19 protein-coding genes are annotated in these 21845 nt (G+C 67.4%); 13 read left to right on the top strand and 6 right to left on the bottom strand.

Features of this window, described 5'->3' with window-relative positions; all coding sequences use genetic code 11:
- Nucleotides 1–9: 9 nt before the first annotated feature.
- The 3 genes from trxB to aat are packed head-to-tail and all read left to right on the top strand — an operon-like array spanning nt 10 to nt 2854.
- Nucleotides 10–975, top strand: coding sequence for a thioredoxin-disulfide reductase (gene trxB, locus PI246_RS13255; protein ID WP_320551781.1), 966 nt, complete (start codon nt 10–12; stop codon nt 973–975).
- Between the two features lie 38 nt (nt 976–1013).
- Entirely contained in the window at nt 1014–2147 is a 1134-nt protein-coding gene (locus PI246_RS13250; protein ID WP_320551780.1) for a GNAT family N-acetyltransferase, read from the top strand.
- On the top strand, nt 2144–2854 hold the full coding sequence (gene aat / locus PI246_RS13245) for a leucyl/phenylalanyl-tRNA--protein transferase (protein ID WP_320551779.1): 711 nt from the start codon (nt 2144–2146) through the stop codon (nt 2852–2854). The genes PI246_RS13250 and aat overlap by 4 nt, the downstream gene beginning before the upstream one ends.
- An 85-nt stretch (nt 2855–2939) precedes the next feature.
- On the opposite strand, the gene PI246_RS13240 is transcribed toward aat, so the two are convergent.
- The 4 genes from PI246_RS13240 to PI246_RS13225 form a co-directional block, all read right to left on the bottom strand.
- Nucleotides 2940–4337, bottom strand: a complete 1398-nt coding sequence (locus PI246_RS13240) for an MFS transporter (RefSeq protein ID WP_320551778.1) — start codon at nt 4335–4337, stop codon at nt 2940–2942.
- Between the two features lie 46 nt (nt 4338–4383).
- On the bottom strand, nt 4384–5529 hold the full coding sequence (lldD, locus tag PI246_RS13235; RefSeq protein ID WP_320551777.1) for an FMN-dependent L-lactate dehydrogenase LldD: 1146 nt from the start codon (nt 5527–5529) through the stop codon (nt 4384–4386).
- A complete protein-coding gene (locus tag PI246_RS13230) occupies nt 5526–6314 on the bottom strand; it encodes an FCD domain-containing protein (protein WP_320551776.1) in 789 nt (262 codons plus the stop codon). The genes lldD and PI246_RS13230 overlap by 4 nt, the downstream gene beginning before the upstream one ends.
- 112 nt (nt 6315–6426) lie before the next feature.
- Nucleotides 6427–7287, bottom strand: a complete 861-nt coding sequence (locus tag PI246_RS13225) for a pseudouridine synthase (RefSeq protein WP_320551775.1) — start codon at nt 7285–7287, stop codon at nt 6427–6429.
- 43 nt (nt 7288–7330) lie between these two features.
- Here PI246_RS13225 and PI246_RS13220 point away from each other — a divergent pair, with 43 nt between their 5' ends.
- The 5 genes from PI246_RS13220 to PI246_RS13200 all read left to right on the top strand — a co-directional run bounded on the left by PI246_RS13220 (nt 7331) and on the right by PI246_RS13200 (nt 12988).
- Entirely contained in the window at nt 7331–8404 is a 1074-nt protein-coding gene (locus tag PI246_RS13220; protein ID WP_320551774.1) for an HDOD domain-containing protein, read from the top strand.
- A gap of 47 nt (nt 8405–8451) precedes the next feature.
- Nucleotides 8452–8685 (top strand): hypothetical protein, encoded by a 234-nt coding sequence (locus tag PI246_RS13215; RefSeq protein ID WP_320551773.1) that lies wholly within the window; start codon nt 8452–8454, stop codon nt 8683–8685.
- A gap of 27 nt (nt 8686–8712) precedes the next feature.
- The gene (locus PI246_RS13210) at nt 8713–9549 is read left to right on the top strand and encodes a restriction endonuclease (protein ID WP_320551772.1); all 837 of its coding nucleotides are present in this window, start codon (nt 8713–8715) and stop codon (nt 9547–9549) included.
- Nucleotides 9550–9614: 65 nt separating this feature from the next.
- A complete protein-coding gene (locus PI246_RS13205; protein WP_320551771.1) occupies nt 9615–11978 on the top strand; it encodes a phosphoketolase family protein in 2364 nt (787 codons plus the stop codon).
- The gene (locus PI246_RS13200; protein ID WP_320551770.1) at nt 11975–12988 is read left to right on the top strand and encodes an acetate/propionate family kinase; all 1014 of its coding nucleotides are present in this window, start codon (nt 11975–11977) and stop codon (nt 12986–12988) included. The genes PI246_RS13205 and PI246_RS13200 overlap by 4 nt, the downstream gene beginning before the upstream one ends.
- A gap of 199 nt (nt 12989–13187) precedes the next feature.
- Here the strand turns inward: PI246_RS13200 and PI246_RS13195 are convergent, their stop codons facing one another.
- Entirely contained in the window at nt 13188–14705 is a 1518-nt protein-coding gene (locus PI246_RS13195) for a fumarate hydratase (protein ID WP_320551886.1), read from the bottom strand.
- Between the two features lie 117 nt (nt 14706–14822).
- Here PI246_RS13195 and PI246_RS13190 point away from each other — a divergent pair, with 117 nt between their 5' ends.
- From PI246_RS13190 to PI246_RS13170, 5 genes are all read left to right on the top strand, one after another.
- The gene (locus tag PI246_RS13190) at nt 14823–15779 is read left to right on the top strand and encodes a thioredoxin family protein (RefSeq protein ID WP_320551769.1); all 957 of its coding nucleotides are present in this window, start codon (nt 14823–14825) and stop codon (nt 15777–15779) included.
- Between the two features lie 178 nt (nt 15780–15957).
- Nucleotides 15958–16563 carry a PadR family transcriptional regulator gene (locus PI246_RS13185; protein ID WP_320551768.1) on the top strand — a complete coding sequence of 202 codons (606 nt, stop codon included), beginning with the start codon at nt 15958–15960 and terminating at the stop codon, nt 16561–16563.
- Complete coding sequence (locus PI246_RS13180) at nt 16560–17312, top strand: siderophore-interacting protein (RefSeq protein WP_320551767.1); 753 nt, start codon at nt 16560–16562, stop codon at nt 17310–17312. The genes PI246_RS13185 and PI246_RS13180 overlap by 4 nt, the downstream gene beginning before the upstream one ends.
- Before the next feature lie 98 nt (nt 17313–17410).
- Entirely contained in the window at nt 17411–19567 is a 2157-nt protein-coding gene (locus tag PI246_RS13175) for an AsmA family protein (RefSeq protein WP_320551766.1), read from the top strand.
- Nucleotides 19568–19656: 89 nt separating this feature from the next.
- The gene (locus PI246_RS13170) at nt 19657–20550 is read left to right on the top strand and encodes a DMT family transporter (protein ID WP_320551765.1); all 894 of its coding nucleotides are present in this window, start codon (nt 19657–19659) and stop codon (nt 20548–20550) included.
- A gap of 341 nt (nt 20551–20891) precedes the next feature.
- Here PI246_RS13170 and PI246_RS13165 read toward each other — a convergent pair whose 3' ends face one another.
- The gene (locus PI246_RS13165; protein ID WP_320551764.1) at nt 20892–21827 is read right to left on the bottom strand and encodes an isopenicillin N synthase family dioxygenase; all 936 of its coding nucleotides are present in this window, start codon (nt 21825–21827) and stop codon (nt 20892–20894) included.
- Between the last annotated feature and the right edge of the window lie 18 nt (nt 21828–21845).

The following is a 21845-nucleotide window of genomic DNA, read 5'->3' as shown; positions in this document are numbered from 1 at the left end:
GGATTATACATGAGCACCCCCAAGCACAGCCGCCTGCTGATCCTCGGCTCCGGTCCCGCCGGCTACACCGCGGCGGTGTATGCGGCGCGCGCCAACCTCAAGCCGACCATGGTGACCGGCCTGCAGCAGGGCGGCCAGCTCATGACCACCACCGAGGTGGACAACTGGCCTGGCGACGAAAAGGGGGTGCAGGGTCCCGAGCTCATGCGCCGCATGGCCGAGCACGCCGAGCGCTTCGAAACCGAGATGGTGTTCGACCATATCCACAAGGTCGACCTGTCCAAGCGTCCCTTCACGCTCAAGGGTGACAGCGGCGAATACACCGCCGACGCGCTCATCGTCACCACCGGCGCCACCGCGAAATACCTGGGCATCGCCTCGGAGGAGAAGTTCAAGGGTCGCGGCGTGTCCGCCTGCGCCACCTGCGACGGTTTCTTCTTCCGCGAGCAGGACGTCGTGGTGGTGGGCGGCGGCAACACGGCCGTCGAAGAGGCGCTCTACCTCGCCAACATCGCCCGCAAGGTCTACCTGGTGCACCGCCGCGACAAGCTGCGCGCCGAGAAGATCATGCAGGACAAGCTCCTGGAAAAGGCTGCCGCGGGCAAGGTCGAGCTGGTCTGGAACCACCAGATCGACGAGGTGCTGGGTGACGATTCCGGCGTGACCGGCGTGCGGGTGAAGGACGTTAACACCGGCGCCACCCGCGACATCGCCGCGCACGGCTTCTTCGTGGCCATCGGCCACACGCCGAACACCGGCATCTTCGAAGGCCAGCTCGAGATGAAGGATGGCTACATCCAGATCAAGTCGGGCCTGAACGGCATGGCCACCGCGACCTCGGTCGAGGGCGTTTTCGCGGCGGGCGACGTGGCCGACCACGTCTATCGCCAGGCGATCACCTCGGCCGGTTTCGGCTGCATGGCCGCGCTGGACGCCGAGCGCTGGCTCGACCAGCAGATGCCGGTCAACCCGTGACCGACAGGCCCCGCGCGACACGCGGGGCCGCCTCCGGCATGAACGGGATCCGTTTCCTCGACGGCCTCGCCGGCATCGCGTCCTCCGACTGGGACGCCATGGTGCCTGACGGCAATCCGTTCGTGTCGCATGCGTTTCTCCACGGCATGGAGACCTCCGGCTGCCTGCGCGAAGACTACGGCTGGCGAGCGTGCCACGTCGTCCTCGTCGAGGACGGCCGGCTGCTCGCCGCGGCGCCCACATACCTGAAAGGCAACTCGCACGGGGAGTTCGTGTTCGACTGGAGCTGGGCGGCGGCGTGGGAGCGCGCCGGGGGCGATTACTACCCCAAGCTGCTGGTGGCGTCGCCGTATTCGCCGGTGTCCGGACCACGCCTGCTCGTGCGCCCCGGTGAGGATGCCCCTGCCCTGCGCCGGCGCCTGGTCGCGGCGCTCGTCGACGAGGCGGACCGGCTCGGCCTGTCGTCGGTGCATGCCAACTTTCTTCGCGACGACGAACGGGATGCCTTCGACGCGCGCTGGCTCGCGCGATCGGATTACCAGTTCCACTGGCACAACCGGGGCTACGGCGATTTTGCCGAGTTCCTCGCCGCGCTGACGGCGAAAAAACGGAAAAACATCCGGCAGGAGCGCGCCCACGCGCAAGCAGCCGGTCTCACCCTGGACATGCGCGGCGGTGACACGCTCGACGACGACGCGTGGGCGCAGATCCACGCGCTCTACGAGCTCACCTTCGACATGAAGGGCAACCACGCCGCACTCACCCTGCCGTTCTTCCGGCACCTCGGCCGGACGATGGGCGCGAACGTACAGGTGGCGATGGCGCGCGACGAGGACCGCATCGTGGCGATGGCGCTGTTCCTGCGCGGCGGCGACACGCTCTACGGCCGCTACTGGGGTGCGCAGGTCGAGGTCTCGGGCCTGCACTTCGAACTGTGCTACTACCGGGGCATCGACTACGCGATCCGCGAGGGGTTGGCCCGCTTCGAACCCGGCGCCCAGGGCGAACACAAGCTGGCGCGGGGTTTCCTGCCGAGCCTGACCCACTCCCGGCATTACATCGCGCACGAGGGCTTCCGGCAGGCCGTGGCCGACGCGCTCGTCCACGAGGCGCGGCACCGCGAAGCCTACCGCGCCGAGTTGCTCACCCATTCACCGTACGCGGAACGATGATTCACCTGCCCCAACTCCATCCGTCGCGCCCCGGGCTCTTTCCGCTGCCGGACAGCGCGCTCGACGAGCCCAATGGCCTCCTCGCGTGGGGCGGGGATCTTTCCCCCGAACGGCTGCTCGCGGCCTATGGCCAGGGGGTGTTCCCCTGGTTCAACGACGACGAGCCGATTCTTTGGTGGTCGCCGGACCCGCGCTGCGTGTTCCGCACCGACGGCGTGCACGTGAGCCGCAGCTTGCGCAAGCTGATCGATCGCTCAGGCTGGCGACTGACCGCGGATACCTCGTTCGGCCGGGTCGTGCGCGCCTGCGCCGCGCCGCGCAACGGCGAGCCAGGCACGTGGATCGGCGCGGGCATGATCGCGGCGTATGAAGAGCTGCACCGTCGGGGTCACGCGCACAGCGTGGAAGTATGGGATCGCGGCTCGTTGGTCGGTGGTATCTATGGCGTCGCTGTAGGCCGCCTGTTCTGCGGCGAGTCGATGTTCTCCGCGCGAAGCGGCGGTTCGAAGGTCGCCCTGGCCGGGTTGTGCCAACTGCTGCACCGCTGGGGATTTCCCTGGCTCGACGCGCAGGTCACCAATCCTCACCTGCTGAGCATGGGCGCGGTGGAAGTGCCCCGCAAGGCGTTCGTGGCGCAAGCGCGGCGCCTCTGCGCGATGCCGGGCGTGGAGGGGTCGTGGCTCCGCCACCCGGTGCCGCTCCCCTGAGGCGGTCGGCGTCGAAGCGGCCCCCGCCCGCGCCCCATGCAACGAGGAAGCGACCGACGCCGCGCGCCAGCCCCTGGCAGACGAACTACCGGGACCGATGCCCGCTCATCTCAGCCCCGGCGTTGCGCGGCAACAGGGCACAAACCGGCGCGGCGATCACCGAGATCAGGGTCACCACCACGAAGGCCACGCTGAAGTCGGGCAACTGCGCGTGGTCCCGACCGTGCCAGACCACCGACAGGTGCAGTGCCGCGGCGGCCACGCAGATGCCCAGCGAGAGCATCAGCTGCTGGAACGTCGAATAAAAACTCGTGGCGGCGGAGAAGCGCTCGCCAGGCACGTCCGCGTAGGCCACCGTGTTGTACGCGCTGAACTGCAACGACTGGAAAAACCCGCCCAGGAGCAGGATGGTGTAGATGGTCCACAGCGGCCAGTCGGGCCGGAACGCCGCGCACAGCGCGATGCAGATCATCGAAAACACGCCGTTCCAGATCAGCGTGGCGCGGAAACCGAACAGGCGCAGTACCGGCGCCGCCGTGGCCTTCATAAGCATCGCCCCCAACGCGGACACGAACGTCACCACGCCGCTGTGCGCCGCGGACATGCCGAACCCCAGCTGCATCATCAGCGGCAGGAGGAACGGCACCGAACCCGCCGTGATACGCGTCAGCGAACCGGCGACCACCGACAGGCGGAAGGTGGTGAAGCGCATGAGCGACAGGTCGATGATGGGGTTGGCCACGCGACGCGAATGCCAGACGTAAAACGCCCCCGTCACCAGCCCCGTCGCGATGAGCCCGTAGGAACCCATCGCCGAGGTCACGCCGCGGCTGGCCATCTCCAGGCCGAACACGATGCACGACAGCGACACGCCGGACAGCACGAAGCCGACACGGTCGAACCGCGTGGCCGACGCGGCACGCACATCGGGGATGTAGCGGGTGGCGAGCCAGATGCCGACAAGGCCGATGGGCACGTTGATGTAGAAGATCCAGCGCCACGACACCCAGGTGACGATGAAACCGCCAAGCGGCGGACCGACCACGGGCCCGATCAGCGCGGGCACCAGCAACCACGACATCGCGCTGACCAGTTCGGACTTGGGCACCGAGCGCAGGATCACCAGACGGCCCACCGGCACCATCATGGCGCCACCGATGCCCTGGAGCAGGCGCGACAGCACCAGTAGCGGCAGGTTTTCCGCTGCGCCGCACAGGATCGAGCCCAGGGTGAACAAGGCAATGGCGGCGCGAAACACGTTGCGCGAGCCGTAGCGGTCGGCGATGTGGCCGCTGGCCGGAATGAACACGGCCAGGCTCAGCATGTAGGACGTGAGCGCCACGCTCATGTGCAGCGGCGACACATCGAACGACCGCGCCATGGCGGGCAAGGCCGTGGCGAGGATGGTGCCATCCAGCTGTTCCATGAACATCGCGCTGGCGATGATCAGGGCGATGGTACGAAAGCCGGGGGCGTGGGTCATCGGCGGTATTTTGCGCCCGCGGCCGGGTGAGGGGAACCCCGTGCCCTTACGCCCCTGCCACGGATGCCAGGCTGTCGCGCGATATGTCGGCGATCGCATGTGCACCGGTCAGGGTCATGGCGACACGCATTTCGCTCGCGATCAGGTCGAGCAGGCGGGCGACGCCCTGCTCGCCCGCGGCCGCCAGGGCGTAGATGTAGGCGCGGCCGAGCAGCACGCCCCGGGCGCCCTGCGCGATCATCCGCACCACATCCAGGCCGGAGCGGATGCCGCTGTCCGCCAGGACGGTCAGGTCGTCACCTACCGCATCCGCGATGCGTGGCAAGGCCTGCACCGTCGACGACACGCCATCGAGCTGCCGCCCGCCGTGGTTGGACACCACGATGCCGTCCGCGCCGAACGCCACGGCGTCGCGGGCGTCCTCCGGATCGAGGATGCCCTTGAGCACCATCGGTCCCTTCCAGTACTCGCGCACCCATTCGAGATCGCGCCAGCCGATCGACGGATCGAAGTTGGCGCCGAGCCAGCCGACGTAGTCTTCGAGCGTGGTCTTCTTCTTGAGATACGCGCTGACGTTGCCCAGGTCGTGCGGACGCCCCATGACACCGACGTCCCAGGCCCAGCCGGGATGCAGCATGGCCTGGAGCATCCGGCGCTGCGGCCCGCGCGGACCGGACATGCCCGAATGGGCATCGCGGTAACGCGCGCCCGGCACCGGCATGTCGACCGTAAACACCAGGGTACGGATGCCCGCCGCCCATGCGCGATCGAGCGCGTTTCTCATGAAGCCACGATCCCGGAGCACGTAGAGCTGAAACCACATGGGTCGTTCGAGCGTCGGCTGCACCTCCTCGATCGGACACACCGACACCGACGACATCGTGAAGGTGACGCCGCGCGAGATGGCCGCGCGGGCCGCCTGTGTTTCGCCACGACGGGCATACATGCCGGTCAGCCCGACCGGTCCCAGCACGACGGGCAAGGCGAACGACTCGCCGAGGATCTCCGTGGAAAGATCGACCGAACCGACGCCCTTCAGCACGCGCTGGCGCAGCGACAACGCCTGCAGGTCGTCCTGGTTGCGGCGCATGGTCTGCTCGGCGTAGGCACCGCCGTCGATGTAATGGAACAGGAACGGCGGCAGCCGGCGTCGGGCCGCCTCGCGATAATCGGTGGTCGAGGAGATGATCATGGCGGCGATGGGGTGTCCATAGGAAGGTGACGCAAGGCGTTCAACGTGCGCCGATGACGCTCGGCGTTCTGCTGCAGATGCTCGATGCGGTCTTCGACGAAACGCAGATGATCCAGCGCCGCGGCGCGCGCGGCATCCGGCTTGCCGTCGAGCACGGCGTCGAGGATGCGCCGATGCTGGGCGTCGAGGCGCACGGCCACGCCCGGCAGGCGATACAGTCGGACCAGCGTGTCGGAAATGCTGGCCGCGAGCAGGCCCTCCAGGCCCGTCATGACCTGGTAGAGCACCACGTTGCGGGCGGCCCGCGCGATGCTGCGATGGAACGCGGCATCAAGCGTCGCCAAGGCAAGCGGCGAGCCGGCGTCGGCCGGATGTTCCGCGAGCAAGCCCGCCGACAGCCTGTCGTAGGCGGCGGTCATCGCGTTGCGGTCGGCAGGGTCGGCGCGCGATGCGGCGTGCGCGGCCGCGTCGCCTTCGAGCGACTGGCGGATCTCCATGACATCCCGCCAATAGCCCGACTCGCTCTGCGCGAGCGTCTCAAGCGGAAGCAACGCCTCACGTATCGGGTCGACGTCCCCGGGGGCGGTGACGTAGGTGCCCCCGCCCCGGCGGCTGGTCAGGCGGCCCCGGCTGCCCAGTTGCTTGATAGCCTCGCGCAGTTGCGAACGCGACACGCCGAGCTCGCTCGCCCACGGACGCTCGGCGGGCAGCCGGTCCCCAGGCGCGAAGCGACCGGCGTCGATCATCGCGTCGATGCGCGTGGCGAGGGCGGACAGCGTCAACACGACATGCCGCCCGCCCAACGGTTTTTTTGGTCTGACCAACGTAGCAACATGACGCACAATCTACGCCGAACCGGCTCGCCCAGCCATGGAATTGGTCTGACCAGTGAAGAACTCAGCAGAACGCCCGCTCACTCCGGAACACCCGCTCGACACCGCTCAGCGGATCGACGAAGCGAAGCTCACGGGCGAGCAACCGTAGCGGACGATCGAACCCTACCCCCTCCGGCCGGAGTACCGGGTAATACGCATCGCCTTCGATCGGTGCGCCCAGCGTCGCCATGTGCACGCGCAGCTGGTGCTTGCGGCCACTGACCGGTTCGAGCCGATAGAGCCAGCGGTCGGCGTCGCGGGCGATCACGTCCACCCGCGTTACCGCATTGGGGGCGCCCGGCGCCTGACGCATACGGAAAAACGGTTCGCCGCGCTCCAGTCGGCTGGCATGCTCGAACGGAAACACCCGCCCGGGCATCGGCGGCGCCCAGGCCTCGTACACCTTCACGATGCGCCGCTCGCGAAACAGCGCCGCGTAGGCGTCGCGCGTCGCCGGGCGCGCGGAAAAGATCACCAGACCGGCCGTCTCACGGTCGAGCCGGTGCAGCGCGACCAGGTCCGGATGGCCCAGGCGTCGGATGAGGCGCGCCGACAAGGTCTCCTCCACGTGTGCGCCCGTCGGCATGACCGGGAGGAATGGCGGCTTGTCCGCCACGACGAGGTCGTCGTCCGCATGCACCACGGTTTCGTCGAACGGTATGCGAGGCTCCGCCGCCACCTCGCGGCGATAGGTCAGCGTGGCGCCCGCGCGGTACGGCGCGTCGCTCGCCACCGCGTTGCCGTCGAGACGGACGGTGCCGCGCGCCATCCGGTCAAGCCAGTCCACCCGCGAGATGCGAGGAAACCGTGAAAGCAGGAAGTCGATCAGCGACACCCAGTCGCCCTGGGGCAGCACGAGGCGACTCGGTGGGACGATAGTCATGCGTCATTCTAGAACGCGCGGCCTATACTCGTTTCGACTCCCCATGACACGAGGACGTGCCGCCGTGATCGGCCGGTTCTTCAGGAAGTGGTTCGGCCGTCGTGCCCCCGTCCTTCCGGTTTTGCCCGGCCCGGTCGCCTGGCCGCCGTTCGACGCGGTGCCGACCGAGCCCACGCAAGCGGTCGACGCGATGGACACGGTCGACGCCGCGGACATCGAGGACCGCTTCTACCGCCTCGTGTTCGGTTTTCCTCCCTCGTCGGCGCGGGCGCCCTCGTTCGCCGAGCAGGCGGTGCTGAGACGGGTCCGTGACGCGTTCGGCGGCGAGCGGGTGGACGCGGCCACCCTGCCCCGCGTCGGCGCGATCCTGCCTCTGGTCATGCGCTCTCAACGAAGCGATGGTCCTGATGCTCGCGCCGTGCTCGCCTGGATACAGAGCGATCCGACGCTCGCGGGCGACATACTGCGCGTCGCCAACGGGCCGCGTTATCGCCGTGGGCACGACGTGTCGACGCTGGCCGAGGCCGCGACGGCGATGGGCCCGGACGGGATGCTTCGTGAGGTGGCCCGCGCCACGGTGCGGCCCCTCCTGCGCAGCGACGCCGGTCCGGCGAGTCGACTCGCGGGCGACCGCCTTTGGGAACACGCCGAGCGTTGCGCACACGCCTGCGCCGTGCTCCACGGGGCCGACGACATGGCGCTCGAGCCGTTCCTCGCGGGCATGGTGGGCCATGTCGCGGCGCAGACCGTGCTGGCGGAGCTGGCCCGCCGCGACGATATGCTCGGCCTCGAATTCAGCCGCCCCTTCGTCGCGTCGCTCGCCCGCCAGGTGGAGCGCCTCTCGTTGCACGCGGCCCGGCATTGGTCGTTTCCGTCCCGCGTGGTGCAGGCGCTGGCCGAGCGCGCCGACCCCGCCGATGCGGGGGCGCGCACGCCATTGGGCCGCGCACTGCTCGCCGGAAGCCAGCTCGCGATGCTCGACGTGCTCGCCGAACAGGGTCTGGTCGGTACGGACGCCGCGCTGCTCGCGACCCCTCGTCAGGGCTTCGGCCAGGCGACACTCGGCGCCTGCCGGAAAACGTTGCGGCAACGCGCGCCGGCCCATCTGCTGACCTAGCCGAAAACGTGCTTCCGCGACGACGGGAACTCCCCGATACTCGCCCCATGTATCAATGGCTCACCATCATGGCAGGCGGTCCCCAGGACGGGCAGCAACTCGTTCGACGCTACGACGCGCCTCGCTTTACGCCCCCGGCCATGCGTGCCAGCGACGGCAAGGTGTGCTGCCCGATCGCGACGCACACGGCGGCCGAGGGCGGCTGCTGCGTGGTCGTGCATCCCGGCGCCACCGACAAGCAGGTCGAGCGCGCGATGGACGCGATGCTGGCTACGCCTTAGCGGTATCATGCCCGGCTAAACCGGCAAGTGACCTTCAACATGTTCGCGGCGCACATCCCCTCGCCCGGCTCGAAAGATGCACTCGTGCTGCTGAGCTGGCAGGATTTTGAACATCTCGTGTCCGAGCATTACCGCGACCAGGGGTTTCGCGTGGAGCGGGCCGCGCCGGTGGTGTCGCTCAAGGCGATCGGCCAGGGACTCGACCTGCGCCTGCATCGCGGCAGCGAGTCGGTGGTGCTGGTGTGTCCGGGCGACGAAACCGCCGACGTGGACGCCCCCGAGCTGAGCGAACTGCTCAGCACGATGCTCAACGAGGCCTCGACCGGCGGCATCCTGCTGACGCGCCGCCGTTTCACCCAGAAGGCGCAGACGCTCGCGCGCCGGCAACCGCGCCTTCAGCTCGTGGACGCCGACCTGCTCCGGGTCATGCTCAAGCTGCCCGACCATCTCGACGCGAGCCTGCCGCCGTCGCGCCGCAAGACGCGAGGCGGCAGGCGGACCGCGGCCCGCACCGGTGCCGCGTCGTCCGCGCTGCTGCCGGTCGGCCTGGGCGTGGCGATCCTGCTTCTGCTGGGCCTGTTCGGCTGGAAAATGACCCACTCGCGGGAGGCCACGACGAACGCCGCAGCCACCACGGCCATGCCGGACACGTTCCGTACGCAGGTCGCACCGACGCCTCCGTCCTCCGCGATGCCCCGACCGGTGCGGGCGAGTCGTTTGGCCGACGAGAAGGTGGCGCGTGAGCTCGCCGCACGCGAGCGACTGCGCGACACGACGCCCCCGCCGCGCCAGGTGCACCAGACGTCGGACGACGCGATGCAGATCATGGAACGCAATACGCGCGCGGTCGGCGCGGCCCGATAGCGTTTCACGTGCCCGCCATCCCGGCGGGCCTAGGCTTTCCGAAGCCCCGTCCCTCCGGAAATCCCATGAACGAGAAGACGCTATCGCCCGATTTGCTGCGGCGCATGCACGCGTACTGGCGCGCCGCCAATTACCTCTCCGTCGGGCAGATCTACCTGCGCGACAATCCTCTGCTCGACGAGCCGCTCTCTCGTGAGCACATCAAGCATCGCCTGCTCGGGCACTGGGGCACGACCACCGGCCTCAACTTCATCTACACCCACCTCAACCGCGCGATCGTCGAGCGCGACCTGGACATGATCTACGTGATCGGCCCCGGCCACGGCGGACCGGGACTGGTCGCGCATACCTATCTCGAAGGTTCCTATACCGAGATCTATCCGCATATCGAGCGCAGCGCTGCGGGCATGCGCGAGCTGTTCCGCCAGTTCTCGTGGCCGTACGGCATCCCCAGCCACGTCGCGCCGGAAACCCCCGGCTCGATCCACGAAGGCGGCGAACTGGGCTACTCGCTCTCGCACGCGTTCGGCGCGGCGTTCGACAATCCCGATCTCATCGTCGCCTGCGTCGTCGGCGACGGCGAGGCGGAAACCGGCGCGCTGGCCACGAGCTGGCATTCCAACAAGTTCCTCAACCCCGCCCGCGATGGCGCGGTGCTGCCGATCCTCCACCTCAACGGCTTCAAGATCGCCAACCCGACGGTGCTCGCCCGCCTGGAGCCGGACGAATTGCGCGACCTCATGCGCGGTTACGGCTACGAGCCGCACGTCGTCGAAGGCCACGAGTTCGAGCCCATGCACCAGGCCTTCGCCGCCACGCTCGATCGATGCCTCGACGAGATCGCGCGCATCCAGGCCGAGGCCCGCCGTGGCGACGCCGCGCAGGCAAAGCGTCCGCGCTGGCCGATGATCGTGCTGCGCTCGCCCAAGGGCTGGACCGGTCCGAAAGAGGTCGATGGCAAGCCCGTGGAAGGCACGTGGCGCTCGCACCAGGTGCCCATCGCGACGTTCGAGAACGACGATCATGTGCGGATCCTCGAGCGCTGGATGCAGAGCTATCAACCCGACGAACTGTTCGACGAGCAGGGCCGCTTCCGCGAGGAATTCGCCTCGCTGGCGCCGACCGGCCGCCGGCGCATGGGCATGAACCCGCATGCGAACGGCGGTCTGCTGTACACGCCCCTGCACATGCCCCATTTCCACGATTTCGCCGAAATCGTGACGACCCCGGGCGACCACAAGGCCGAAGCGACGCGCGTACTGGGTCGGTTCCTGCGCGAGGTGATGCGGCGGAACATGACGAGCTTTCGACTGTTCGGCCCCGACGAAACGGCCTCGAACCGCCTCGAGGCCGTCTACGAGGCCAGCCCCAAGACGTGGCTCGGCGAGTACGAGGCGGTCGACATCGACCTCGCACCGGATGGCCGCGTGATGGAGATGCTCAGCGAGCACCAGTGCCAGGGCTGGCTGGAGGGCTACCTGCTCACCGGCCGCCACGGCTTCTTCTCGTGCTACGAAGCGTTCATCCATATCATCGATTCGATGTTCAACCAGCACGCGAAGTGGTTGAAGGTGACGCGACAGATGGCGTGGCGGCCGCCGATCGCGTCGCTCAATTACCTGCTCAGTTCACACGTGTGGCACCAGGACCACAACGGCTTCTCGCACCAGGACCCGGGCTTCATCGACCACGTAGCGAACAAGAAGTCACAGATCGTGCGCGTCTACCTGCCGCCCGACGCGAACTGCCTGCTTTCGGTGGCGGACCACTGCCTGCGCAGCCGGCACTACGTCAACGTGATCGTGGCGGGCAAGCAGCCCGACTGGCAGTGGCTCGACATGGAAAGCGCCGTGCGTCATTGCGCGGCGGGGGCCGGCATCTGGGAGTGGGCGGGCCGCGGCGGCGATGACCCCGACGTGGTGATGGCCTGCGCGGGCGACGCCCCCACCGTGGAGGTGCTGGCGGCGGTGATGCTGCTGCGCGACTACGTACCGGACATCCGCATCCGCGTCGTCAACGTGGTCGACCTGATGTCGCTGGAGACGCCGGACGAGCATCCCCACGGCATGGACGACGACGTGTTCGACGACCTGTTCACCCGGGACCGTCCGGTGATCTTCGCCTTCCACGGCTACCCCGGCATCATCCACAAGCTGACCTATCGCCGGCACAACCACGACAACATCCACGTGCGTGGCTACAAGGAAGAAGGCACCACCACGACGGCCCTGGACATGATGGTGCTCAACAACATGGACCGCTTCCAGCTCGCCCTCGACGTCATCAACCGCGTGCCACGTTTCGCCGGCGAACGCAAGAAGGCGGCGCAGCGCTACTGGTCCGATATCCAGCGGCACAAGCTCTACGTGAGCGAACATGGGCAAGACCTCCCCGACGTGCGCGATTGGCAATGGCAGCCCGAGGCATGATCGTGCTCGCCCTCAACGCCGGCTCGTCGTCGTTGAAGTACGGCCTTTACCGTGTCGACGGCGACGCGTGCCAGCCCCTGTTCGCCGACCAGACGGATACCCCCGGCGGCGACGCCGTCGACGCGGTCATGGCGACGTTGCGGTCAAGGTCGCTGCCCGAGCCGGACGCCATCGGCCATCGGCTCGTGCACGGCGGCCCTAACGTGCGCACACACACGCGGATCGGCGATGAGGTGATGGCCCACCTGGCCGAGGCCGAGGCGTTCGCGCCGCTGCACGTGCCACCGGCCCTGGCGATGGTCCGGCGGGCACGCGAGGCGTTTCCCGAGCGACCCCAGGTGGCGTGTTTCGACACCGCGTTTCACGCCAGCCTGCCGAAGGTCGCCCGGACCCTGCCCCTGCCTGCGAACCTGCGCGAGGGCGGCATCGAACGGTACGGGTTTCACGGGCTGTCGTATGAATCGATCGTGCGGCAGCTGGGCGACGCGCTGCCTCCACGCACGGTGATCGCCCACCTGGGCAACGGCGCAAGCCTGTGCGCGGTACGCGACGGCCGCTCGATCGACACCACGATGGGCCTCACCCCGACGGGAGGCCTCGTGATGGGCACGCGGCCCGGGGATCTGGATCCCGGCGTACTGCTGTACCTCATGCGCGAGAGGGGCTACGACGCCGCGAGGCTGGAGACGCTCGTCGACCGCGAGTCGGGGCTGAAGGGGCTGTCGGGCGGCACCAGCGACATGCGCGAACTGCACGCGATGAACGACGACAACGCCCGCCTCGCGCAGGACGTGTTCGTGCATGTCGCGCGCAAGCAGGTGGCGGCGATGGTCGCGTCGCTGGGCGGGCTCGACCTGCTGGTGTTCACCGGCGGCATCGGTGAAAACGACGCGGTGACGCGCGAGGCCATCGTGTCGGGCCTGCATTGGATCGGGCGCTTCCAGACTCGCGTGATGCGCACGGAAGAAGACGAGCAGATCGCGAGGCACACCCAGCGCCTCGCGATGTAGGAGCGAGAGCCCGGTGAAGGGGGATTGCATCCGCGAACCCTCAGGGCGGATCGGGGAAGTGAGGCCGCTGTCTCGACAGTGCGAGGCGCCGCGTCGCCCGCACCGGGCTGGCTGCGGCCGGATCGTCAGCAGGCCGATACCTTGCGGCGTGCCCCGCGCGCGATCGTGTCTGCCGATCACGCGCGGGACGATGCGCCGGTTATTCGACGACGACCGGAATCTTGCCGATCTTCGTGCGCCATTCCTTCGGCCCGGTCTGGTGCACCGACGTACCCTGGCAGTCCACCGCCACGGTCACCGGCATGTCCTGCACCTCGAACTCGTAGATCGCTTCCATGCCGAGGTCTTCGAAGGCCAGCACGCGCGAGGCCTTGATCGCCTTGGACACGAGATAGGCCGCTCCGCCAACCGCCATGAGGTAGACGGCCCGGTTGTCGCGGATGGCCTCGATCGCCGTGGGCCCGCGCTCGGACTTGCCGACCATGCCGAGCAATCCCGTGGTTTCGAGCATCTGGCGGGTGAACTTGTCCATGCGCGTGGCCGTGGTGGGACCGGCCGGGCCGACCACTTCGTCACGCACCGGGTCGACCGGGCCGACGTAGTAGATGAAGCGGTTGGTGAAGTCGACCGGCAGCGTTTCGCCCCGGTTGAGCATGTCGATCATGCGCTTGTGCGCGGCGTCGCGACCGGTGAGCAGCTTGCCGTTGAGTAGGATCACCTCGCCCGGCTTCCAGCTGGCGACGTCCTCGCGCGTGACCGTGTCGAGGTTTACCCGGCGCCCCTTGGACGCGTCGTAGGTAAGCTTCGGCCAGTCGTCCAGCGACGGCGGATCGAGCGCGACCGGACCGGTGCCGTCGAGCACGAAGTGCGCGTGGCGCGTGGCGGCGCAATTGGGGATCATCGCCACCGGCAGGTTGGCGGCATGGGTCGGGTAATCCTTCACCTTGATGTCGAGCACGGTGGTGAGGCCACCCAGGCCCTGCGCGCCGATGCCCAGCGCGTTGACCTTGTCATACAGCTCCAGGCGCAGCTCTTCGGCCCGGTTGGACGGCCCGCGCGCGATGAGGTCGGTGATGTCGATGGGCTCCATCAGGGCTTCCTTCGCCAGCAGCATGGCCTTTTCGGCCGTGCCGCCGATGCCGATGCCGAGCATGCCCGGCGGGCACCAGCCCGCGCCCATGGTCGGCACGGTCTTGAGCACCCAGTCGACGATCGAGTCGGACGGATTGAGCATGGCGAACTTCGATTTCGCTTCGGAACCGCCACCCTTGGCCGCGACGATGACGTCGACGGTGTCGCCCGGCACGACCGACACGTTGACCACGGCGGGCGTGTTGTCCCGGGTATTCGTGCGCTTGCCGGCGGGGTCGGCCAGCACCGACGCGCGCAGCTTGTTGTCCGGATGGTTATACGCCCGGCGCACGCCCTCGTTCACCATCTCTTCGACGCCCATCGTGGCATCGTCCCAGCGCACGTTCATGCCGATCTTGAGGAAGACGGTGACGATGCCGGTGTCCTGGCAGATGGGCCTGTGGCCCTCGGCGCACATGCGCGAGTTGATGAGGATCTGCGCGATGGCGTCTTTCGCGGCCGGGGAAGCCTCCCGCTCGTACGCGGCGGAGAGATTCCGGATGTAGTCCACCGGATGGTAGTAGGAGATGTACTGGAGGGCGTCTGCGACGCTCTGGATGAGGTCGTCCTGCTTGATCGAGGTCATGGCGCTGGGCTGGCTCACGGGGCTGGCGAAGCGCGGATTTTAGCGCACCGGGCCGCTGTAAGGTGTCGGTGCCCCGGCCGGTCTGTTCACGGCACCCCCAAGAACCACGGAGTTTTCATGCGCCACTTCCTCCGCAAGGCCCTGATCGTCGTCGCCCTGGTGGCGGCCGCCCTGCCCGCCTTCGCCGCCCAGACGGCCCCCGAATTCGCCGGCATCGCCGCATGGCAGAACACCAAGCCGCTGACGATGAAGTCGTTGCGCGGCAAGGTCGTGCTGATCGACTTCTGGACGTACTCCTGCATCAACTGCCTGCGTACGCTGCCCCATGTCACCCGCTGGTACGACCAGTACAAGGACAAAGGCCTGGTGGTGGTGGGCGTGCATTCGCCGGAATTCCCCTTCGAAAAGCAGGAGGCGAACGTCCGCGACGCGATCAAGCGCTTCGGCATCCACTATCCCGTGGCCCAGGACAACGACCTGGAGACGTGGGACGCCTGGGACAACAAGTACTGGCCGGCCGAGTACCTCGTCGACCAGCGCGGCAACGTGGTCGCCCACCATTACGGCGAGGGCAACTACATGGAGATGGAAAACGCTATCCGCACGCTGCTGGGCCTGCCGCGCCTGGACGACAAGGGCGGCGCCGACCAGGACGCACCGGACTTCACCCAGCTCGGTTCGCCGGAGATGTACTTCGGCAGCGATCGCAGCCAGAACAACGCCAGCCCCGAAGGCGACCGCACCGGCACGCGCGACTTCACCGCCCCATCGCGCCTGGACCTGAATCGCTTCGCCCTCGTTGGTCGCTGGGAAATCGGCCGGGAGAACGCGAGCCTGGTCGGCCCCAGCGGTGAAATCCGCCTGCATTTCAAGGCAAAGAAAGTGCACATGGTCGCCAGCGCGAACACGCCGATCACCCTTGAGGTGCTCGTCGACGGCAAGCCGCAGCCGCCCGTGACCGTGCAGGCGTCGATGCTCTACACCCTGTTCGACGGCGACGGTTACAAAGACCACGTACTGACGATCAAGGTGCCGAAGGCGAACTTCCACGCCTTCACTTTCACTTTCGGTTGAGGGCGGCCACGCGTCTCGCCCAAGGGACTGAGTCTATGGGCACCGGCCTGCGCCGGTGCGACGCAGTGTCGAAGGACCGACCACGGCAGTGCACAGCACGCAGGCGGATCGGGATATTGCAAGAGTGTTTCTTACGATATATCTTACGCTTACTACGTACGATATATCGGAGAGCGCTATGCACTTTTTCCAGCATGACAGGCACCACTTCCACGAGCCCATGGCGGCCATGGGCCGGAGCGGCGGGCGGTTCGGCGGGGGCCCGTTCGGTTTCGACGACAGGGACGGCATGCGCGGTGGCCGCGGCGGTGGACGCTTCGGTGGACGCATGTTCGGCACGGGCGACCTGCGGCTCTTGCTGCTCGCCCTTATCGAAGAACAACCGCGCCACGGCTACGAACTGATCCGCACGATCGAAGATATGTTCGACGGCCAGTACAGCCCGAGCCCGGGTGCCATCTATCCCACCCTGACGATGCTCGAGGAACTGGCCTACGCCCGGGTCGAGGCCGAGACCGGCGGCAAAAAGCTCTACGCCATCACCGGGGAGGGCAAGGCGTTCCTCGACGAGAACCGCCATAACCTGGATGCGCTCATCGAGCGCCTGCAGGTCATGTCGCGGCACATGCGCCGCATGGGCGTGCCCGACGCGGTCCGCGAAGCCATGCACGGGCTGAAACACCAGCTCCTCAACCATCACAAGGGTTGGGACGAGGCCGAAGTGCAGCGCGTGGCGGCCATCGTAGCGAACGCGGCGAAAGCCATCGCGGAGCGTGAGGCATGAGCGAGCGTCACGCGATCCAGCGCGTCAGGCACGAGGTGAAAATGCGCATCCTGGAGGTCGTGGGCGTCACGCGGCTCACACCGCGAATGGTCCGCATCACCCTGCACGGGACCGAGCTGACCGGATTCCCGTCCGCATCGCCCGACGATCACGTCAAGCTGTTCTTTCCCACACCGGACGGCGAACTCAACCTGCCCACGATGGGCCCGGAGGGCCCCGTCTATCCGGAGGGCAAAACCCCGTCCCCCGCACGCGACTACACACCCCGAGCCTTCCGCCCGGACACCCTCGAACTCGACATCGACCTCGTCATCCATGGCGAGGGCCCGGCGTCGACCTGGGCGGATCGCGCCAGACCGGGCGACCGCCTCGGCGTCGGCGGCCCCCGGGGCTCGATGATCGTGCCGGCCGATTACGATCATTATGTGCTCGTCGGCGACGAGACCGCCCTGCCCGCCATCGGTCGCTGGCTGGAGGAGATGCCTGCGGAACACCGGGTTACCGTGCTGGCGGAAGTCCCCTCTCTCGACGAGCGACAGGCCCTGGCCCGCGACGTGCGCTGGTTCGTTCGAGGGCAGGCGCCATCGCTGGACGAAACGCTGGCGACGATGCCCCTGCCCAAGGGCGATACGTTCTGGTGGGTCGCCGTGGAATCCGCCCGCGCCCGCACCCTGCGCTCGCTGCTGGTCGAGACACGGGGCATCGACAAGGACGCGGTCAAGGCCACCGGGTACTGGCAGGCGCGCTAGACGGCGCGGCTTGGACGGACGACCAGACCACGAGGCTTAACGGCTCGCCGCCGCAAACACATAACCTTGCCACGCTCCACGCTTACCCTTGCCGCGGGATGTCGGGAGAGGAGAGCGGACTGATGCGGCGAGCCAGGAAAATTCTGACGTGGGTTGGGGGGATCCTGGTCCTCCTCATCGTGGCGGTGATCCTGTTCATCGCGTTCTTCGATTGGAACCGGCTCAAGCCCACGATCAACGAAAAGGTCTCTGAAGCCATCGGCCGTCCGTTCGCGATCCAGGGCGACATCACGGCGCACTGGGCCCGCGAGCCCGGCGAGGGCGGACTCGTGGGGTGGATTCCCTGGCCGCATTTCACTGCCCGCGACATCGTGGTGACCAACCCGAGCTGGGCGAAGAACAACCGATTCGCCTCGCTGAAGACCATCGATTTCCGCCTGTCGCCCTTCCCGCTCATCGCCCATCGCATCGTCATCCCCGAAGTGCGGCTGGGCGAGCCGACGATCGATCTGGAGCGCCAGAAGAGCGGCGACAACACCTGGACGTTCAAGCTGCCCGAAAGCAGCGGCCCCTCGCAATGGCAGCTCGAACTCAACGCCATCGCCTTCGACAAGGGCCACATCGACTTCAGCGACGCCCAGAACCAGATCGCCACGGGCATCGACGTGACGCCACTTGGCCAGGGTATCCCGTTCGACCAGATCATGGACCAGCAGGAGAAGGACTCGCGGGCGCAGGCCCGCAAGACCACCGGCGCCAGCGAGAAGACCATGGCCCGTGGCGACGGTGACGAGAAGGACCGCCAGGACGACACCAAGCGTCAGCAGCTTTACTGGTTCGCCTGGGATGCCAAGGGCACGTACAAGAAGTCCACGGTGGAGGCCAAGGCACGCACCGGTGGCGTATTGGCGCTGCGCGACGCGAAGCGGCCTTTCCCCGTGCAGGCGGATACGCGCTTTGGCGACACGCACATCGCGTTCGTCGGCACGCTGACCGATCCGATGAACCTTGGCGCGCTCGATATCCGCCTGTGGTTCTCGGGCACGAGCATGTCCCATCTCTACGATCTCACCGGCGTCACCCTGCCGGATACGCCGCCCTTCGCTACCGAAGGTCACCTCATCGCCAACCTGAAAAAGGGCGCCAGCAAGTTCACCTACGAGAATTTCAGCGGGCGCGTGGGCGGCAGCGATCTCGGCGGCACACTGGTGTTCGACACGGGTGGGCCGCGGCCGAGCCTCACCGGTACGCTGAAGTCCCGCCAGTTGCTGTTCAGCGACCTCGCGCCCCTGATCGGCGGTGGCACGAACGCCGAAAAAGCGGAACGGGGCGACGCCGTCAAGCAGCCGGCGGACAAGGTACTTCCCGTGGAACCGTTCAAGACCGATCGCTGGAACGCGATGGACGCTGACGTGCATTTTACCGGCGCGAAGATCGTGCACGGCGAACGCCTGCCCATCGAAAACCTCGATACGCACCTGGTGATGAAGGACGCTGTGCTGACCCTCGATCCGCTGAAGTTCGGCGTCGCCGGCGGCACCGTGGGCAGCAACCTGCGCCTGGACGGCTCGTCGTCGCCGATGAAGGGACGCCTCAACCTCGGCGCCCGCCACCTTAAGCTCAAGGAGCTGTTCCCCAGCTTCGAACCGATGAAGACCAGCTTCGGCGAAGTCAACGGCGACGCCTCGCTCACCGCCACCGGCAATTCGCCGGCCGCGCTGCTGGGTAGCTCGAACGGCGAGGTCAAGCTGCTGATCAACGACGGCGCCATCAGTTCGTCGCTGCTGGAAATCGCCGGCCTCAACGTCGGCAATTACGTCGTCAACAAGCTGTTCGGCGATGACGTGGTGAAAATCAACTGCATGGCCGCGGACCTCGTCTCCACCGACGGCGTCATGGCGTCGCGCCTGTTCGCCTTCGATACCGAGAAGGCGCTGATCAACGTCACGGGCGATATCGATTTCCGCGACGAAAAGCTCAATCTCGACATCGTGCCGCATACCAAGGGCTTCCGCCTTTTCTCGCTGCGCTCGCCGCTTTACGTGCATGGCACGTTCAAGAACCCCTCCCCCGGCGTGCACGCTGGCCCGCTGATCCTGCGCGGGGGCGGCGCGGTGGCGCTGGCGGTGTTCGCCGCGCCGGTGGCCGCGCTGCTGCCGCTGGCGGTGCCCGAGAGCGGCAAGGCCGACGCGACGCAATGCAAGCCGCTGCTGGACGACCTGAAGAAAACGCCGCCGAAAGCGTCCGCCAAGTAACCCGTTCGCCTTTTCAGCCGTCCATTCCCGGCCGAAAAGGCGAGGCGCCGGACCCCACATCGTCACGGTGATGCCGTAAGCTTCGCGGCATGTCGCCGACCCGCAAAGCCTTCCTGCATATCCATTTCTGCGTCCTGCTCTGGGGCTTTACCGCGATCCTCGGCAAGTCGATCACCCTGGCCGCCATCCCGCTGGTGTGGTGGCGCATGCTGCTCGTGTCGGGCGCGCTGCTCTGCGTGCCGCGCGTATGGCGAGGGCTGCGGGCCACCCCGTGGCGATTGCGCCTGATCTACGCCGGCATCGGCGTCATCGTGGCCCTGCATTGGCTGACGTTCTATGGCGCGATCAAGCTGGCCAACGCCTCGGTGGCGGCCACCTGCATCGCCACTTGCCCGGTGTTCCTGGCCTTGGTGGAACCCTGGATCGCAGGGCGGCGCTTCGAACCCAGAGAGCTGCTGATCGGTGCCGCGGTCGTGCCGGGCGTCGCGCTGGTCGCCGGCGGCCTTCCTGGCGACATGCGGATGGGACTCGCGATGGGCGTGCTATCGGCCATCTTCGTTGCCTTCTTCGGCGCGCTCAACAAGCGTTACATCGAACACGCCGACGCGTTGACGGTGACCTTCCTTGAACTGGGCGCGGGCACGTTGTTCATCACCCTGGCCGGCCCGCTCGCCACCCCGACGTTCGTGCTGCCGGATCTCCACGATGGCCTTCTGGTGTTGCTGCTGGCGTTCGGCTGCACGCTGCTTCCGTTCGCCCTGGCCCTGTCCGCGTTGCGGCACCTGTCAGCGTTCGCCACCCAGATGATCACCAACCTGGAGCCGGTCTACGCGATCGTGCTAGCGATCCCCCTCCTGGGAGAACAGCGGGAACTGGGCTGGACCTTCTATCTCGGCGTGGCGGTGATCCTCGGCGCCGTGTTCGCCCATCCGTTTCTTCACAAGGGCGAGCCGGCCGAGCCCTCGGATCTCGTCACGCCGTAGGCGCCCGTCCTTCGGGCAATCCATGGCGCCGACACCTCAGCCACCGAAGGGGTGGACGGCGATCGTATCGGCGGTCCCGGCGGCGCGGCCTCGCTCGCGCCGTGCACGCCGTGAGGCTCACCCGGTCGAGGCGCGGCTCGTGTGGGCGCCCGCGTTGCGGGCGACTCCAGCACACCTCGCGATTACGAGCGGCCCCGTGCGCGCATCGTGCGCTGGCGACGGACGCGCTGGGCGTTGGAGCGGGATGAGCGGCGCTTGGCGATTGTCACGGGCATCTCCACGGCGCGAACCGAAAGGGGCGAGATTCCGCCCCTCACGGTGAAGACGCCGCCAGCGCCACGTCAGATCAGCTTGATCTCGCGCAACCGTTCCTGCAGGTACTCATGCGCCGTGATCGGCGTCTCGTAACGCTTGGGATTGTCCGGCGTCACGCAGGACGGCAGCACGTCGAGCACCACGTCCGGGTTCGGATGCAGGAAGAACGGCACCGAATAGCGCGGCTTACGCGCGGCCTCGCCGGCCGGGTTGGTCACCCGGTGCGTCGTGGACGGATACACGTGGTTGGTCAGGCGCTGCAGCATGTCGCCGATGTTCACCACGATGGCGTCGCCTTCGCTGGTGATGGGAAGCCATTCGCCTTCGCGGGTGAGCACTTCCAGGCCCGCCGTGCTCGCACCGACCAGCAGCGTGATGAAGTTGATGTCCTCGTGGGCACCGGCACGTACGTTGGGCACGTCGTCCTGTTCGATCGGCGGGTAGTGGATCGGGCGCAGGATCGAATTGCCCACGTTCACCTTGTCGTCGAAGAAATGCTCCGGCAGGTCGATGTGCAGGGCCAGGGCGCGCAATACGCGCCCGCCCAGATCGTCCAGCGCCTGGTACAGGCCATAGCCCTTGTCCTTGAAGCCGGGCACCTCGGCGGGCCAGACATTGGGCGGCATCACGTCGGCATACGCCGAATCGCGCGGAATCTCACGACCGACGTGCCAGAACTCCTTGAGGTCGGCGAACGTCGAATCCTTGGCCGTCTCGACCTTGAACGGCGTATAGCCGCGCGCACCGCCCCCACCGGGGATGTGGTACTTGCGCTTGGTCTCGTCAGGCAGCGCGAAAAAGGCCTTGAACACGTCGTAGGCCGCGTCGATGTCGGCCTTGGGAATGCCGTGGCCGCTGATGCAGCAGAAGCCGAATTCACGATAGGCCGCGCCGAGTTCGGCGACGAAGGCGTCGCGATCGGTGTCGTAGCGGCGGATGTCGAGCGTGGGAACCTTCTTCATGGAATGACCTGCTTGCGG

The sequence above is a fragment of the Luteibacter sahnii genome, from assembly GCF_034063545.1.
Classification (GTDB): domain Bacteria; phylum Pseudomonadota; class Gammaproteobacteria; order Xanthomonadales; family Rhodanobacteraceae; genus Luteibacter; species Luteibacter sahnii.
The sequence above is the reverse complement of the archived record's forward strand: the minus strand, read 5'-3'. Positions and strand labels throughout refer to the sequence as shown.

Excerpts from the sequence above, each read along its gene's own strand:
- PI246_RS13180 (WP_320551767.1), top strand. The coding sequence starts at position 16,560 with ATGAGCGAGCGTCACGCGATCCAGCGCGTCAGGCACGAGGTGAAAATG.
- PI246_RS13205 (WP_320551771.1), top strand. The coding sequence starts at position 9,615 with ATGAACGAGAAGACGCTATCGCCCGATTTGCTGCGGCGCATGCACGCG.
- PI246_RS13195 (WP_320551886.1), bottom strand. The coding sequence starts at position 14,705 with ATGACCTCGATCAAGCAGGACGACCTCATCCAGAGCGTCGCAGACGCC.
- PI246_RS13175 (WP_320551766.1), top strand. The coding sequence starts at position 17,411 with ATGTCGGGAGAGGAGAGCGGACTGATGCGGCGAGCCAGGAAAATTCTG.
- lldD (WP_320551777.1), bottom strand. The coding sequence starts at position 5,529 with ATGATCATCTCCTCGACCACCGATTATCGCGAGGCGGCCCGACGCCGG.
- PI246_RS13190 (WP_320551769.1), top strand. The coding sequence starts at position 14,823 with ATGCGCCACTTCCTCCGCAAGGCCCTGATCGTCGTCGCCCTGGTGGCG.
- PI246_RS13250 (WP_320551780.1), top strand. The coding sequence starts at position 1,014 with ATGAACGGGATCCGTTTCCTCGACGGCCTCGCCGGCATCGCGTCCTCC.
- trxB (WP_320551781.1), top strand. The coding sequence starts at position 10 with ATGAGCACCCCCAAGCACAGCCGCCTGCTGATCCTCGGCTCCGGTCCC.
- PI246_RS13200 (WP_320551770.1), top strand. The coding sequence starts at position 11,975 with ATGATCGTGCTCGCCCTCAACGCCGGCTCGTCGTCGTTGAAGTACGGC.
- PI246_RS13165 (WP_320551764.1), bottom strand. The coding sequence starts at position 21,827 with ATGAAGAAGGTTCCCACGCTCGACATCCGCCGCTACGACACCGATCGC.
- aat (WP_320551779.1), top strand. The coding sequence starts at position 2,144 with ATGATTCACCTGCCCCAACTCCATCCGTCGCGCCCCGGGCTCTTTCCG.
- PI246_RS13225 (WP_320551775.1), bottom strand. The coding sequence starts at position 7,287 with ATGACTATCGTCCCACCGAGTCGCCTCGTGCTGCCCCAGGGCGACTGG.
- PI246_RS13185 (WP_320551768.1), top strand. The coding sequence starts at position 15,958 with ATGCACTTTTTCCAGCATGACAGGCACCACTTCCACGAGCCCATGGCG.
- PI246_RS13240 (WP_320551778.1), bottom strand. The coding sequence starts at position 4,337 with ATGACCCACGCCCCCGGCTTTCGTACCATCGCCCTGATCATCGCCAGC.
- PI246_RS13220 (WP_320551774.1), top strand. The coding sequence starts at position 7,331 with ATGACACGAGGACGTGCCGCCGTGATCGGCCGGTTCTTCAGGAAGTGG.
- PI246_RS13215 (WP_320551773.1), top strand. The coding sequence starts at position 8,452 with ATGTATCAATGGCTCACCATCATGGCAGGCGGTCCCCAGGACGGGCAG.
- PI246_RS13170 (WP_320551765.1), top strand. The coding sequence starts at position 19,657 with ATGTCGCCGACCCGCAAAGCCTTCCTGCATATCCATTTCTGCGTCCTG.